The organism is Streptosporangium sp. G11 (genome assembly GCF_051192615.1).
Taxonomy (GTDB): Bacteria; Actinomycetota; Actinomycetes; order Streptosporangiales; family Streptosporangiaceae; genus Streptosporangium.
The window spans coordinates 67,831-82,558 of the sequence record NZ_JBPJUQ010000022.1 but is presented as its reverse complement, the minus strand read 5'-3'; the positions used below and the strand labels follow the sequence as shown (position 1 = coordinate 82,558).

The following is a 14,728-nucleotide window of genomic DNA, read 5'->3' as shown; positions in this document are numbered from 1 at the left end:
CCGGGTGTGCGGGGACGACGATCACACACCGGGTGCCCGAGAGGTGCCTGACGCGGGCCGCGAAGGGTTACGGTCGAGGGGTAGGGAACTCTGCCGTCCACTCATTCGTCTTCAGGACGAAGGAGGCTTTCTGCCGTGACCACCACAAAAGCCGCGCCAGGTCGTATCGGTGCCACGATCATGGCACTGTTCGCCGGGCTACTGGCCATGTTCATGATCGCCCCGGCGGCCAACGCCGCGGCGCCAGACCCCAGTGCGATCGTCTCGGAGCTGAAGGACGGGGACCACTTCTACGCCGATCCCGCGGCGGGCCTGCCCGCCGACGCCGTCGACGCCATGCGCGGCGCGGCCGACCAGACCTCCTCCGTCTACGTGGCCCTGCTGCCCAATGGGGCGATCAGCAGCCAGTCCCAGGCGAGGACCCTGCTGAGCTCGATCCTCAAGAGCGTCGGCTCCAAGTCCACCGTCCTGGTGATGAGCGGCACCACGCCGTTCGGCGTCACCAACATCAAGGGCGTCGACGTCGACGAGCTGCTCGGGCGTGCCAAGACCGCCACCAGCCCGACCGACAACGTGATCAACTTCGTCAAGCTGGCCGACGACGCGGCCACCGGCGCCGGTGTCTCCTCCGGCTCCTCAAGTTCCTCCAGCGGCTCCAGCGGGGGCGTGCTGGTCGGCATCCTGGTGCTGGCCCTGGCCGGCGGCGCGGGCATCTTCCTCTACTCGCGCAACAAGAAGAAGCAGCGCCTGGAGCGCGAGGCCGCCGAGCTGGCCGCGGTCAAGCAGACCGTCGACGAGGACGTCACCAAGTTCGGCGAGGAGATCACCGACCTCGACACCGACGTCAAGCTGCTCAACGACGGCGCCGACCACCAGCAGGACTGGCAGCGCGCCCTCGACTCCTACGAGCGGGCCAAGGTGGAACTCGCGGCGGTCAAGCGCCCCGACGAGTTCCGCGGCGTGACCACCGCGCTGGAGGAGGGCCGCTACGCCCTCGCCTGCGTGAAGGCGCGCGTCAACCACCAGCCGCTGCCCGAGCGGCGCTCCCCGTGCTTCTTCAACCCGCAGCACGGCCCCTCCGCCCGCGACGTGCGCTGGGCCCCGCCCGGTGGCGCGCTGCGCGACGTGCCCGCCTGCGCGGCCGACGCCGACGCCGTCGAGCGCGGCTTCGAGCCGCAGACGCGCGAGGTCATGGTCAACGGCCAGCGCCGCCCGTACTACGACGCGGGACCGGCCTACCAGCCCTACGCCTACGGCTACTACGGCGGCTTCGGCGACGTCATGACCGGCATGCTGGTCGGCACGATGATGGGCAGCATGATGAGCGGCGGCTTCGGATACGGCGGCTACGGCGGCGGCGCGGAGAGCGGCACCGACTTCGGCGGCGGAGGCGACTTCGGCGGCGGAGGCTGGGGTGACTTCGGTGGCGGAGGCGACTTCGGCGGCGGTGACTTCGGTGGCGGCGACTGGTAGTCGTCCACGACGAGACGACCGGCTGGGCGGCTGACGGCTGGAACGAGCAGAACGGCGACGGGCGCGTCCCCCCTCCGGGGGGCGCGCCCGTCGCCGTCGCGGAAGCCGGGCGGGGAAACCCCCGGAGTCGCGGAGGCCCGCCGCGGAGGCCCGCGGGAGTTCGCCCGGTCAGGCGCTCCAGGTGCCTCAGGTGCTGTCGCGGACGGTGAGCCTCGGCTGGAGCAGGGTGCTGTCGGGGACGGCGCGGCCTTCGAGTTTCTCCATGAGCAGCCGGACCGCCTGGCGGCCCACCTCCTCGGCCGGGATCAGCACCGAGGTGAGCGGCGGGCTGGAGCGTTCCGCGATGTCATCGGGGCAGATCGCCACCACGGCGACGTCCCCGGGCACCCGCCTGCCGTACTGGCGCAGCGCCCCCAGCACGTGGCCGACCGCGGCCTCGTTGTGCACGACCAGCCCGGACAGGCCCGGCCTGGCGTCGAGGAGCCCGGCGATCGCGCTGGACACCTGGTCGAAGTTCTCCTCGCACGGCAGGGCGACCCCGGTCAGGCCGGTCTCGACCACGGCCTCGGCGAAGCCCTCCCGGGTGCGGCGGGCGAAGCCGGTGCCCCGGTCGTAGACGACCGAGGGGGCGCCGAGCAGGGCGACCTCCCGGTGGCCTCGCTCGGCCAGGTGCTCCACGCAGAGCGCGCCCGCCCGCGCGAAGTCGAGGTCGACGCAGGTCAGCCCGGCCGAGTCGGCGGGAAAGCCGATCAGCACGCTGGGCTCGGCGAGATCCCTGAGCAGCGGCACCCGGCTGTCGTGAAGCTCCACGTCCATCACGACCAGCCCGTCGACCAGCGCGCTCGCCGCCGCCCTGCGGAGCCCGTCGGAGCCCTCGTCGGCGGTCAGCAGCAGCACGTCGTGGTCGTACCGCCGCGCGGCGGTGACCACCGAGGTGGCGAACTGCATGAGCACCGGGACGTGCATCCCCGCCCGCAGGGGCAGCACCAGCGCGATGACGTTGGCGCGCTTGCTGGCCAGGGCCCTGGCCCCGGCGTTGGGGTGGTATCCCAGGACCCGCACGCTGTCGAGCACCCGGCGCCGGGTGTCGGCCGAGATCGCGCGCTTCCCGCTGAGCACGTACGACACCGTGCTCACGGCCACCCCGGCGTGCCTGGCGACCTCGCTGATGGTCACCGCCCGCCCGCTCACGCGGTCTCGCCGAAGTTCAGGGAGGCCACGGTGATACCCGCATTCTCGAACACCACATAAAGATCGTGGACTCCCCTCGTCTCCGCAAGCCCGGTGCGCACCTCGGTGAGGTCGTGGCGGCCCGCCCGGGGGACGGGGAGGTCGCCGACGACGGGCCCGTAGAGGGGGTCGTCCAGGCGCAGGGTGATCGCGCCGCCCTCGGTGCTGGTGACGACGGCGGCGCAGGAGGCGACCCCGTCCCCCAGGTCGACCGAGCGGAACACGATCCACGCCCCCTCCGCGGTGGACCGCACGGCGTCGCCCGAGACCCTGTCGGCGTCCACGAACGCCACCGAGTCGTACTCGTCGTGGTCCACGGCGGCGACCGTGCCCGCGAGGACGTCGCGCGGCGGGATCCGCTCGCCGCCGGCGTGGAAGGGGGCGCACAGCCGGATGTCCCGCGAGGAGCCGCCGATCATGATCTTGTGGGGGGCGTCCTCGACGACGAACCGGCTCCTGGTGACGTCCCAGAAGGCCAGTTCCGCGATGTCGAGGCTCCAGTCGACCCGGGTGCTCTCACCGGGGGCGAGGCGCACCTTGACGAAGCCGCGCAGGCGGCGCAGCGCCTGCTTGACCCGGGAGCGCCGCTGGCGGGTGTAGATCTGGACGACCTCCACCCCCTCGCGGGAACCGGTGTTGGTGACGGTGGCCGAGGCGCTGACCCTGCCGCCCTCGACCGAGACGACCAGGTCGGTGTAGTCGAAGGTGGTGTAGCCGAGGCCGTGGCCGAAGGGGTAGAGCGGGGTTCCCCTGAAGTACTGGTAGGTCGCGTCCGTGGCGATGATGTCGTAGTCGAACAGGTCGGGCAGCTCGCACGCCGAGCGGTACCAGGTCTGGGTGAGCCGCCCCTCGGGGTCGGCGTCGCCGAACAGCACCTCGGCCAGCGCGTGGCCGTACTCCTGGCCCCCGTGCGAGGACCACAGCACCGCGGGCGGGTCGTCGCCCTCCCAGGTCACCGGGTAGCCGCTGCTGATCACCATGACGGTTCTCGGGTTGGCCTCGCGCACCGCCCTGACCACGGCCTGCTGCGCGGCGGGCAGCGCGAGGTCGAGGCGGTCCTCGGTCTCCCTGCCGTTGACCAGCGGGTGGTCGCCGACGACCACCACGGCCACGTCCGCGGTCGCGGCGAGCGCGGCGGCGGCCTCGGCACCGCTCACGACCCGCTCCACGGTGAGCCAGGCGGCGGCGTCGGCGTCGTCGGCCAGGCGGAAGACCTCGCCGTCCAGGGCGAGGTAGCGGCCGGTGGAGATGTGCCGGAGCGCGAGCGTGCCGCGGGGGCGGTCCTCGGTACGGAAGGTCTGGCGCACCTCCCAGCCGTTGGGACCCGGCTGGTCGTTGACCAGCACCCCCTCGTCGTCGACGGACAGGTGACGCCCGGTCGCCACGGCCCGCAGGGCGTAGCAGCCGCCGCCCCAGTCGAACAGGTCGAACAGGCCGGGCTCGCCGCCGATCCCGAGCGGACCGCCGTCGGGGTCGGCGACGACGTGGCGGCCGTTCGCGCCTTCCGCGCCGCCGCCGTCCACCGACAGGGTGATCCGGTCCACGGCCTCGCAGAAGACGGTCTCGCACCGCTCGGCGAGCCCGGCGCGGGCGGTGACGGCGTACGGGAGGGTCCCGGAGTACCAGTCCTCCATGAGCGTGTCGCCGAGCTGGCCGATGACCGCGATCCTGCGCACCGAGGCGTCCAGCGGCAGGACGCCGTCGTTGCGCAGCAGCACGATCGAGCGCCGGGCGGCCTCGCGGGCCAGGCTCTGGTGCTCCGGGCAGTTGACGACCGCCTCGGTGATGTCGTCGTACGGGGTGGAGGGGTCGAACTCGCCCAGCCGGAAGCGGACGGACAGCGTGTGCCGTACGGCGGTGTCGACGTCCGCCTCGGTGAGCAGGCCGCGCTCCAGCGCGGCGCGGATGTGGCCGAGGGTGGCCTCGGGACGGTCGTCGTCCTGGGTGAAGCTGTCGAGTCCCGCCCTGATCGCGTGGGCGTACGCCTCGGGGAGGTCGTCGTGGTAGCCCTGCAGGCCGGTGAGGTTGGCGGGCGCGTACGCGTCGCTGACCACGAGGAGGTCGTCGGGCGCCCAGGCCCGCAGCACCTCGCCGATCAGCGGGCTGAGGTGGGCCGGGCGGCCGTTGACCAGGTTGTAGGAGGGCATCACGGCGACCGCGGCGCCGCTCTCCAGGGCGGGCCTGTAGGCCGGGAGCTCGTACTCGCGCAACACCCGGGGCGGCAGGTCGCTGGAGGTGACGCAGCGGTTGGTCTCGTTGTTGTAGCCGAGGAAGTGCTTGAGGGTGGGCGCGGTCTTCAGCACCGTGGGATCGCTCCCACGAAGGCCGGAGGCGTACGCCGTCGCCATGACACCGGTCAGCCACGGGTCCTCGGAGTAGCCCTCCTCGTTGCGGCCCCAGCGGGGGTCGCGCAGGGGGTTGACCACCGGTGCCCAGACGTTGAGCCCCGCCCCCGCGGGGTCCTTGTGGTGGAAGGCCAGGACCTCGTCGCTCGTGGCCTCGCCGACCCGCCGGACAAGGTCGGGATCCCAGGTGCTGGCCAGCCCGATCGCCTGCGGGAACACCGTCGCCGGACCGAGCCAGGCGAGGCCGTGCAGCGCCTCGGTGCCGGTGCGGAACGGGCTGAGCCCGAGGCGCTCCACCGGCGGCTGGTACTGGTGCAACAGCCCGATCTTCTCCTCCAGGGTCAGCCTGCCCCGCAGGTCCGCGATCCGCTGCGCCAGGGGGAGTTCCGGGTCACGGAACGGTTCGTTCATCGGGGACCATCCCTTTGAGAGCGTCGAAGCGCTTCGATTCTCCGACGTGGAAAGGCGCCTCAATCGAAGCGCTTCGATAATCGGTCCGGGAAAACTCCGGTCGCCACCCGCGCGCCCCGTCGTTCGTTACGCGCGTGTTTCGAGCGGAGCTTCCCTGAAGGGTGCACTCCTGTGCGGCCAAGGTCAAGAGGTGCGCGGCAAACGACCCGAATCCACCCGGGGCCCGGATCGGAAGACCGCCTGCGAGCGACCGGAGTCCTTCGGGATCCGGGTCGGGAGATTCGCTGAAACCAGCGTGAATCCAACGAGGCGGGCGCGCGTCACGAGACCTTCGGCAGGCGGCCGGAGTCCACGGAGTCGAGCACCCGGGCGGCGCCCCCCAGCGCGGCCGCCCCGTACCCGAGCGTGGAGGCCACGACCCGGCAGCCCCCGGCGTCCGGCGCGATCGTGCGCCCCCGGGTCTCGGCCTCCACCGAGGGCAGCAGCCACGGCGCGAGGGGCACGTAGTAACCGCCCAGGACGACCACCTCGGGGTTGAGCAGGTTGGTCATCAGGGCCACCCCCTTGCCGAGGTTGTGGCCCACCGCGCTCAGGACGGCGAGCGTGCGCGCGTCGCCCGCGCGGGCCAGCCGCACCACCTCGTCGAGTTCCACCTCGACCTCGGCGGGCGAGATCGCGGCGTGTTCCAGCACGGCGCCGATCCCGGCGACGGCCTCCAGGCAGCCCAGGCGCCCGCAGCGGCACTCGGCGCCGAAGGGGTCGAGCTGGATGTGGCCGATCTCGCCGCCGTACCCCTGGCTCCCCCGGCGCAGCCGCCCGTCGAGGATGACCCCGGCCCCGACGCCGATCTCGCCGGTGAGGTAGACCAGGTTGGCCGTCCCGGCGTGCGGGCCGAAGCGGTGCTCGGCCAGGGCCGCCAGGTTGGCGTCGTTGTCGACCTGCACGGGGAAGCCCGGGTCGCGCAGGGCCTTGGTGAGGTCGCCGCAGAGGTCGGCGTCGCGCCAGCCGAGGTTGGGCGCGATGCGCACGGTGCCGTCGGTGCCGATCAGTCCGGGCACGCCCACGGTCAACCCCAGGACCTGGCGCTCCTCCTTTGCCATCCGGGTCACGACGCGGCGGACGATCCCGGCGACGGTGGCCATGGCCTGGCCCGCCGTTCCAGCCGCGCCGGGAAAGGACCTGCGCCAGGACAGCAGCCTCTCCCCCGACAGGTCCACCGCGACCGCGGTGACGTAGTCGACGTTGACCTCGATGCCGATCGCCGCGTACGGCGAGCCGTCGAGCACGAGCATCGTGGCGGGGCGGCCGACGCGGTTCTCCGTCAGGCCGGTCTCCCTGACCAGGCGACGGTCGATCAGATCGGCGACCAGGCTCGACACGGTCGCCTTGTTGAGACCGGTGGACGCCGCGATGTCGGCCCGCGAGCACGGCGCGTGCTCGCGTACGAACCTCAGCACGACGGCGAGGTTGGTGGCCCGCACGTCGGCGAAGTCGGCCGGCCGCGGGTCAGTCGTAGATGTGATCAAGGTGAGTCCCGCTCCCGCTCGGCCAGGCTGGCCCCATCATGCCCCATCGTTCACCAATCCGTGACCGCTCCCCGGCGCCCCGCGATCGGCGGTCCCTTGTGGCGGCGGCCACCCTCGACTAATTTGTTTGGTCGGAAGACGAACTAATTCTACCCCGGAGCCATCCTCCACGACACCCCCCGATCCGTCACGAACCAACGAAGGGAGCGCCCCGTGAACGATCTCCCCCAGGGCGCGATGACCAGCCGCCGCGGATTCCTCGGGCTGGTGGGACTCACCGCCGCGATGACCGCGGGCGGCGGCCTGCTGAGCGCGTGCTCCGCGCCGAGCGGCCCCCGGCCCGGCAGCGGAGGGGCCACGGCCGCCGCGGCGGACAAGCTGACGTCCCTCACCCCCACCTACACCGCCTTCCCCGGCATCAAGCCTGACATCCCCGGCACGACCTCCACTCTCCCGGGGGTCCCCGACGTCAGCGGCGGCTTCACCTCCTACCCGGCCTCCCCCGCCGCCGCGCTCTCCCAGAAGGCGGGCAGGGGCGGCACCTACAAGGCCATGACCCCGCTGTGGGGCCCGCCGCCCCCCGGCCTGGCGAGCAACTCCTACTTCCAGGCCGTCAACGCCGACATCGGCGCCACCGTGGAGTTCCAGATCACCGACGGCAACGTCTACGGCGACAAGGCCATCGCCAGGCTCGCCGCCGGGGACATCCCGGAGATCATGGTCATCCCCAGCTGGGAGATCGACAAGATGGCGGACTTCAACACCGCCGTCGACAAGGCCTTCGAGGACCTCACCCCGTACCTGCAGGGCGACAAGGTCAAGCCCTACCCGCTGCTGGCCGGCCTGCCGACCGCCGCGTGGCAGTGGTCGGTCTGGAACGACAAGCTCATGGCGGTGCCGTTCCCGACCGAGCCGTACCCCTTCGCGCTGCTGTACCGCAAGGACCTGTTCGAGAAGAACGGCTGGAACGCCAACCCCAAGTCCGCCGACGAGCTGTTCGAGCTCGGCAAGGAGATCACCGACGCCAAGGCCAAGCGCTGGGCGTTCGGCAGCATCCACGAGATGATGTGGCCGACCTTCCGCATCCCGCAGGACTGGCGGTACGAGGGCGGCAAGCTCGTCCACAAGTACGAGACCCCCGAGTTCGAGCTGATGCTGGAGTTCATGCAGAAGGTCTTCAAGGAGGGGCTGGTCCACCCGAACGTCGCCGGCAGCAAGGGCGCCAACGAGAAGGAGCTGATCGGGGCCGGGCAGATCCTGGTCTACCGCGACGGGCTCGGCGGCTGGAAGGAGCTCCTGCAGCAGCACCGCGGCAAGAACCCCGACTTCAGCCTGGGCGCCTTCCCGATCTTCGCCCACGACGGCGGCACGCCGCTGATGTACCACGGCACCGCGGCGGGCATCTTCACCTTCGTCAAGAAGGGCCTGCCGAAGGAGAAGGTGGAGGAGATCCTCTCCATCCTCAACTGGTGCGCGGCGCCGTACGGGACCAAGGAGTACGAACTCTCCAACTTCGGCGTGGAGGGCAAGCACTTCACCCGGGACGAGAAGAACGTCCCGCAGGCGAACGACCTCGGCCGCAAGGAGGTCGCCTACACCTACGGCTTCCTGGGCGGGCGCCCACTGTACGTGGACTGGATCTGGTCCGACGCGGTCAAGGCCAACGTCGAGTGGCAGAACGCGAGCTTCCCGTACCTGGAGAAGGGCCCGTTCGACGGGATCAGGATCCAGCGGCCGTCGAAGTACTCCGGGCTGCAGGTCCCCACCGAGGACAAGTTCACCGACATCATGCGCGGCCGGCGGCCGGTGAGCGACGCCAAGCAGATCGCCACGGAGTGGCGGCGGGACGGCGGGGACGAGGCCCGCGACTTCTACATGAAGGTCCTGCGGGACAACGGCCGTGCTTAGGAATCCCGCCGGAACCGAACCCGACGGCGACCCGGCCTCGCCCGGGGACCGTGCGGGGAGCGACCCCGCCTCGCCCGGGGACCGTACGGGAGGCGACCCCGCCTCGCCCGGAACGGGTGCGAGGAGCGGCCGGGTCTCGCCCGGGGAGCATGGAAGGACCGGGCCGGCGGGTGACCTGACCTCACCCGCCGGCGCCGGCACCTCCAAGGATGTCCGTAAAAGGGGTCCGAGGACAAGACGGGCGCGCCCGCAACCCTTCGGCGCGCGTCTGAAACGTGACTGGCAGCTGCTGCTCATGGCCCTTCCCGCGATCGGGCTGCTGGTCCTGTTCCACTACGTCCCGCTGCTCGGCAACGTGATCGCGTTCCAGGACTACTCGCCGTACGTGGGCATCGGGGACAGCCCGTGGGTGGGACTCGCCAACTTCCACTGGCTGATGTTCGACGCGAGCTTCTGGGACGCGACGCTCAACACCCTGACGATCACCACGTTCCAGCTGGTCTTCTACTTCCCCATACCGATCATGCTGGCCGTGCTCCTGGACAGCGTGGTGCGGCCCCGGCTGCGCCTGTTCATCCAGGGCATCGTCTACATGCCGCACTTCTTCTCGTGGGTGCTGGTGGTCACGCTGTTCCAGCAGATGTTCGGGGGCGCGGGCCTGCTCTCGCAGACGCTGCGGGACCACGGGTACGACGGCATCGACATCATGACAAATCCGGATACGTTCATCGCGCTCGTCACGGCGGAGACGGTCTGGAAGGACGCCGGCTGGGGAACGATCATCTTCCTGGCCGCGCTGGCGGCCATCAACCAGAACCTCTACGAGGCCGCCGCCGTCGACGGCGCGAGCCGCTGGCGGCGGCTGTGGCACATCACCCTGCCCGGCCTGCGCCCGGTCATCGTGCTGCTGCTGATCCTGCGCCTCGGCGAGGCGCTGAACGTCGGCTTCGAGCAGTTCTTCCTGCAGCGCGACGCGGTCGGCAGGGACGCCGCCGAGGTGCTGGACACGTTCGTGTACTGGCGCACGCTGCTGACCGGCGAGTGGAGCTACGGCGCGGCGGCCGGCCTGGTGAAGGGCCTGGTGGGGCTGGTGCTGATCCTGGTGGCCAACAAGGTCGCCCACCGATTCGGCGAGCAGGGGATCTACAAACGATCATGACGACTCTTCCCCCCTGGGCCGAGCGGCCCAGCCGCGCCGGCGGGCTCCTCAAGGGGCTCGTCCTGACGCTCATCGTCGCGGGCGTGCTCTTCCCCATCTACATGGTCGTGCTGACCAGCCTGTCCACGCAGGAGGCGGTGACGGAGGCCGGCGGCCTGGTCACCGTACCGGGCGGGCTGTCCTTCGCCGCGTACGAGGAGCTGTTCTCCGGCGGCGTGGTGACCCGGTCGGTCGTGGTCAGCCTCGGCGTGACCCTCGTCGGCACGGCGATCAGCCTGACCGTCACCGTGCTGGCCGCCTACGGCCTGTCGCGGCCCGGCTCGCTGCTGCACCGGCCGATGCTGTTCCTGATCCTGCTGACCTTCCTGTTCGGCCCCGGGCTGATTCCCAACTATCTGCTGGTCAGCTCGCTGGGGCTGATCGACACGTACTGGTCGCTGATCCTGCCCGGGGCGGTCACCGCGTTCAACCTGGTGGTGATGCGGGCGTTCTTCATGAACATCCCCGAGGAGGTGACCGACAGCGCCCGCATCGACGGCGCGAGCGAGTTCCGTATCCTGCGCACCATCGTGCTGCCCATGTCGAAGGGCGTCACGGCCGTCATCGGCATGTTCTACGCGGTCGGCTACTGGAACTCGTTCTTCAACGCCGTCCTCTATCTGAACGACAACGCCAAGTGGCCGCTGCAGGTGGTGCTGCGGCAGTACGTGCTCCAGGGCCAGTCGCTGATCGCCGGCCAGACCGGCGTCAACACCATCGCCGGGCAGTCCCCGCCGCCGAGCCTGGCCATCCAGATGGCCATCGTCGTCATCGCGCTGCTGCCGGTGCTGTTCGTCTATCCGTTCGTCCAGCGGCACTTCACCAAGGGGGTCATCATCGGCGCCATCAAGGGCTGAGCGGATCCGGCCGCCCGGAGGACCGGTCCTCCCGCCGGGCGGCGCGCTCCCTGGCGAGTTCCTCCTGCAGGTCGCGGACCTGCTGCTGCAGAGTGAAGATCCGGCGTACGGCGGCGAGGGTCATGCCCTCGCCCACGAGCCGGATGGCGTCCTGGAGGTCGCCGATCTCGCTGCGGGTGTAGCGCCGCTGGCCGCCGGTGGAGCGGGCCGGGCTGACCACGTCGTGCTCGTCGAGGCGGCGCAGGAACGCCTGCTCGACGTCGAGCATGTCGGCGACCTGGCCGACGGAGTACAGCGGGGCGTGCTCGTCGTCGAAGGGCAACCGGGCCATCACCGCTCCTTTCCCATGGGGGGCCTTGGGGACCTTGGGGATTCGTGGGGCTCGTTGGGGTTCGCGGGGGTCCGTGACGGTGACGGGGCGGGAAAACGGCGCGGGGGTGGGCGCCGGAACCCGGCACCCACCCCGAGAAGGTTCTGTGGTCAGACCCTGGACCTCACGCCTTGATGGACCTTCGGTCGGACGTGCTCTCGGACTTCTGGATCTCGACCTTGCGGGGCTTGGCCCGCTCGATGACCGGGATGCGCACCGCCAGGACGCCGTTGGAGTAAGCGGCGTCGATCTTGTCGCTGTCGAGGTGCTCGGACAGGTAGACGCGGCGGGTGAAGGTGCCCATCGGGCGCTCGCGGACGAACAGCCGGTCCTCCTCCCCGTACTCCTCCTCGCGGCCGGCGCTCACCGAGAGCACCCCTCGGTCGACGGTCACCTCGATGGTGTCGGGGTCGATGCCGGGAAGGTCGAACTTCAGGAGGACGTCGTCCTTGCGCCGGACACCGTCCAGCGGCATGGCCCCGCGCGAGGCGCTCTCACCCGATCCCAGAGCCTGACGCGCGAACCGGTCGAACTGGCGGTCGAACTCCTGGATGAACGGGTCGATCGACGTCAGCAGCATCGGTAACCACCTCCGTGTGAACTGGCAGGTATCCTCAAGCCTGCCCTCTCGAAAAGCTCTTAGTTCAGTTATAGGTTAGCGGCACAGCAGGTTGCAAGTACCCTCGCGAAAATTCTTGGATCTCCTCAGACTCCCCTGGTCAGGGCGTTGAACTCGTCGTCGCTCAGCCGGACGGCCGCGGCGGAGACGTTGTCCTCCAGGTGGGCGACCGTCGAGGTGCCGGGGATGGGCAGCATCACCGGGGAGCGCCGCAGCAGCCATGCCAGGGCGAGCTGCGACGGGGTGGCTCCGTGCTCCCTGGCCGCCGCGGCGAGCGGGCCGCCCTCGGCCGCCAGCTTGCCGGTCGCGAGCGGGAACCAGGGGATGAACGCGATGCCGTTGGCCTCGGAGTACTCCAGCAGGGGCTCGGCGTCGCGGTGCGCGAGGTTGTAGAGGTTCTGCACCGAGACGATCGTCGCGGACTTCCCCGCCTCCACGACGTCCTCGACGCTGACCTCGCTGAGGCCGATGTGCCGGATCTTGCCCTCCCGCTGCATCAGCGCGAGCTCCCCGACCTGGTCGGCGACCGGGACGGCGGGGTCGATGCGGTGCAGCTGCAGCAGGTCGATCCGCTCGACGCCGAGATGGCGCAGGCTCAGCTCGACCTGCTGGCGCAGGTACTCGGGGCGGCCGACCGGCGTCCAGATCCCGGGCCCCTGCCGGGTGAACCCCACCTTGGTCGCGATGACCAGATCGTCGGCGTAGGGGCGCAGCGCCTTCTTGATGAGCAACTCGGCGACGAACGGGCCGTAGGAGTCGGCGGTGTCGATGAGGTTCACACCGAGTTCGACGGCCCTGCGCAGGACGCGCACGGCCTCCTCGGGGTCGCGCGGATCGCCCCACACGCCCTCGCCGGTGAGCTGCATCGACCCGTAGCCCAGGCGGTTGACGGAGAGGTCTCCCCCGATGGCGAATCGGCCCGACGCTTCGGCGGGACGAGTCGTGGTCGTCATGATGGCGTCCTCCTGGGACTAGGCCTGATGTTCATGATTCGAAACAGCACGGCGATGGGGCCGATTCCCCCTCCGACCCCCGCACTCGTAAATCTTGCGGCAGGTACCGGCAAAGCGCCGCGGAGGGTCTCATGTTCGCCATGTCGGCAATAGGCCCTCGTCGGCGCGGGGGAAGGCCCGCGCGTCGAACGAGCCGGGAACACGTCCGGCCGGTGAACGCGCGGCCCCTCGCCGTCGTGACGCCGGCCCGCCGCCGTGGCGTGCGGCGATTTTGTCGGGGGGCTGTCGTAGCGTCGTTGGCCACGGCCGTGGCGGACGTGTCGTGGACGGAGTCGGCTCCGAGCCCGGTCGGACGATCAGGAGCGTGGCCGCAGTGTCGACCCGGATCGACACCGGGTCGGAAAGGAACGCCGATGAGTGGTGTACGAGTGCTGGTTGGCACGCGCAAGGGCGCGTTCATCCTGACGTCGGACGGCAGGCGCGAGCGGTGGGACGTCAGCGGTCCCCACTTCGGGGGCTGGGAGATCTACCACATCGCCGGATCTCCCGCCGACCCGTCCCGGCTGTACATGTCGCAGTCCGGCGGCTGGTTCGGGCAGGTGATCCAGCGGTCCGACGACGGCGGCGCGACGTGGAACGCGGTCGGTAACCAGTTCCAGTACGAGGGCGTCCCCGGCACCCACCAGTGGTACGACGGCACGCCGCACCCGTGGGAGTTCGCCCGGGTCTGGCATCTGGAGCCGTCGCCGACCGATCCTGACGCGGTGTACGCCGGGGTCGAGGACGCCGCCCTGTTCCACTCGGCGGACGGCGGGCAGAGCTGGCAGGAGTTGCCCGGGCTGCGCGAGCATCGCTCCGGGCCCTCCTGGCAGCCGGGCGCCGGCGGGATGTGCCTGCACACGATCGTTCCGGACCCGCGCGATCCCGGCCGTATCACCGTGGCGATCTCGGCGGCGGGTGTGTTCAGGACCGACGACACCGGCAAGAGCTGGCGGCCGATGAATCGCGGTCTGCGGTCCGAGGGCATCCCCGACCAGGATGCCGAGGTCGGCCACTGCGTTCACCACATCACGATGCACCCGTCGCGCCCAGAGGTGCTCTTCATGCAGAAACACTGGGACGTCATGCGCAGTGACGACGCCGGCGAGTCGTGGTACGAGATCAGCGGTGACCTGCCCAGCGACTTCGGATTCCCGATCGCCGTGCACGCGCATGAGCCGGACACCGTCTATGTCGTGCCGATCAAGAGCGACTCGGAGCACTACCCGCCCGAGGGAAAGCTGCGGGTGTATCGCAGCCGGACGGGCGGGAACGAGTGGGAGCCGCTCACCAGGGGGTTGCCGCAGAGCCACTGCTACGTCAACGTGCTGCGGGACGCCATGGCCGTCGACACGCTGGATCCGTGCGGCGTGTACTTCGGCACCACCGGCGGGCAGGTGTACGCGTCGGCCGACGCCGGTGACAGCTGGGCGCCCATCGTCCGGGATCTTCCGGCCGTGCTGTCCGTCGAAGTCCAGACGCTGCCGTGATCCGCGTGGTGCTTCCGGCACATCTACGCAACCTCGCGAGTATCGGAGGCGAGGTGGAGCTCGACGTTCAGGGGCAGGCCACGCAGCGCTCGGTCCTCGACGCGCTCGAGGCCCGCTACCCGATGTTGCGCGGGACGATCCGCGATCACGTCACGCAGCGGCGCCGCCCGTTCGTGCGGTTCTTCGCCTGCGAGCGGGATCTGTCCCACGAGCCGCCGGACACCCCGCTGCCCGAGCCGGTCGCGACGGGGGCCGAGCCGTTCATGGTCGTGGGGGCCATGGCGGGCGGGTAGCCCCGGGGACGAGCGC

Annotated in this window: 12 protein-coding genes; 6 read left to right on the top strand and 6 right to left on the bottom strand. The window is 70.7% G+C overall.

Annotated features, from left to right (window positions below):
- The first annotated feature begins 135 nt into the window (after positions 1–135).
- The gene (locus ACSDR0_RS21705) at positions 136–1,473 is read left to right on the top strand and encodes a hypothetical protein (RefSeq protein WP_435290685.1); all 1,338 of its coding nucleotides are present in this window, start codon (positions 136–138) and stop codon (positions 1,471–1,473) included.
- A gap of 186 nt (positions 1,474–1,659) precedes the next feature.
- Here ACSDR0_RS21705 and ACSDR0_RS21700 read toward each other — a convergent pair whose 3' ends face one another.
- The 3 genes from ACSDR0_RS21700 to ACSDR0_RS21690 all read right to left on the bottom strand — a co-directional run bounded on the left by ACSDR0_RS21700 (position 1,660) and on the right by ACSDR0_RS21690 (position 6,985).
- Positions 1,660–2,664 carry a LacI family DNA-binding transcriptional regulator gene (locus tag ACSDR0_RS21700; protein ID WP_435290684.1) on the bottom strand — a complete coding sequence of 335 codons (1,005 nt, stop codon included), beginning with the start codon at positions 2,662–2,664 and terminating at the stop codon, positions 1,660–1,662.
- Positions 2,661–5,459 carry a glycoside hydrolase family 3 C-terminal domain-containing protein gene (locus ACSDR0_RS21695; RefSeq protein ID WP_435290683.1) on the bottom strand — a complete coding sequence of 933 codons (2,799 nt, stop codon included), beginning with the start codon at positions 5,457–5,459 and terminating at the stop codon, positions 2,661–2,663. Before ACSDR0_RS21695 ends, ACSDR0_RS21700 begins: the two co-directional genes overlap by 4 nt.
- Positions 5,460–5,779: 320 nt before the next feature.
- On the bottom strand, positions 5,780–6,985 hold the full coding sequence (locus ACSDR0_RS21690; protein ID WP_435290682.1) for an ROK family protein: 1,206 nt from the start codon (positions 6,983–6,985) through the stop codon (positions 5,780–5,782).
- Positions 6,986–7,198: 213 nt separating this feature from the next.
- Between ACSDR0_RS21690 and ACSDR0_RS21685 the strand changes: the two genes are divergently transcribed.
- The 3 genes from ACSDR0_RS21685 to ACSDR0_RS21675 all read left to right on the top strand — a co-directional run bounded on the left by ACSDR0_RS21685 (position 7,199) and on the right by ACSDR0_RS21675 (position 10,948).
- Positions 7,199–8,893: an extracellular solute-binding protein gene (locus ACSDR0_RS21685; RefSeq protein ID WP_435290681.1), complete on the top strand. Its 1,695-nt coding sequence runs from the start codon at positions 7,199–7,201 to the stop codon at positions 8,891–8,893.
- A gap of 175 nt (positions 8,894–9,068) precedes the next feature.
- Positions 9,069–10,052 (top strand): ABC transporter permease, encoded by a 984-nt coding sequence (locus ACSDR0_RS21680; protein WP_435290726.1) that lies wholly within the window; start codon positions 9,069–9,071, stop codon positions 10,050–10,052.
- Positions 10,049–10,948: a carbohydrate ABC transporter permease gene (locus tag ACSDR0_RS21675; RefSeq protein WP_435290680.1), complete on the top strand. Its 900-nt coding sequence runs from the start codon at positions 10,049–10,051 to the stop codon at positions 10,946–10,948. The genes ACSDR0_RS21680 and ACSDR0_RS21675 overlap by 4 nt, the downstream gene beginning before the upstream one ends.
- On the opposite strand, the gene ACSDR0_RS21670 is transcribed toward ACSDR0_RS21675, so the two are convergent.
- The 3 genes from ACSDR0_RS21670 to ACSDR0_RS21660 form a co-directional block, all read right to left on the bottom strand.
- Entirely contained in the window at positions 10,938–11,279 is a 342-nt protein-coding gene (locus tag ACSDR0_RS21670; protein WP_435290679.1) for a helix-turn-helix domain-containing protein, read from the bottom strand. The genes ACSDR0_RS21675 and ACSDR0_RS21670 overlap by 11 nt on opposite strands.
- A gap of 163 nt (positions 11,280–11,442) precedes the next feature.
- Positions 11,443–11,898: an Hsp20/alpha crystallin family protein gene (locus ACSDR0_RS21665; RefSeq protein WP_435290678.1), complete on the bottom strand. Its 456-nt coding sequence runs from the start codon at positions 11,896–11,898 to the stop codon at positions 11,443–11,445.
- A gap of 125 nt (positions 11,899–12,023) precedes the next feature.
- Entirely contained in the window at positions 12,024–12,890 is an 867-nt protein-coding gene (locus ACSDR0_RS21660) for an aldo/keto reductase (protein WP_435290677.1), read from the bottom strand.
- Positions 12,891–13,303: 413 nt separating this feature from the next.
- On the opposite strand from ACSDR0_RS21660, the gene ACSDR0_RS21655 reads away from it, so the two are divergent.
- Together ACSDR0_RS21655 and ACSDR0_RS21650 are read left to right on the top strand one after the other, a co-directional pair.
- Complete coding sequence (locus tag ACSDR0_RS21655; RefSeq protein ID WP_435290676.1) at positions 13,304–14,419, top strand: WD40/YVTN/BNR-like repeat-containing protein; 1,116 nt, start codon at positions 13,304–13,306, stop codon at positions 14,417–14,419.
- A gap of 53 nt (positions 14,420–14,472) precedes the next feature.
- Positions 14,473–14,712: a MoaD/ThiS family protein gene (locus tag ACSDR0_RS21650; RefSeq protein ID WP_435290675.1), complete on the top strand. Its 240-nt coding sequence runs from the start codon at positions 14,473–14,475 to the stop codon at positions 14,710–14,712.
- The last annotated feature ends 16 nt before the right edge of the window (positions 14,713–14,728 follow it).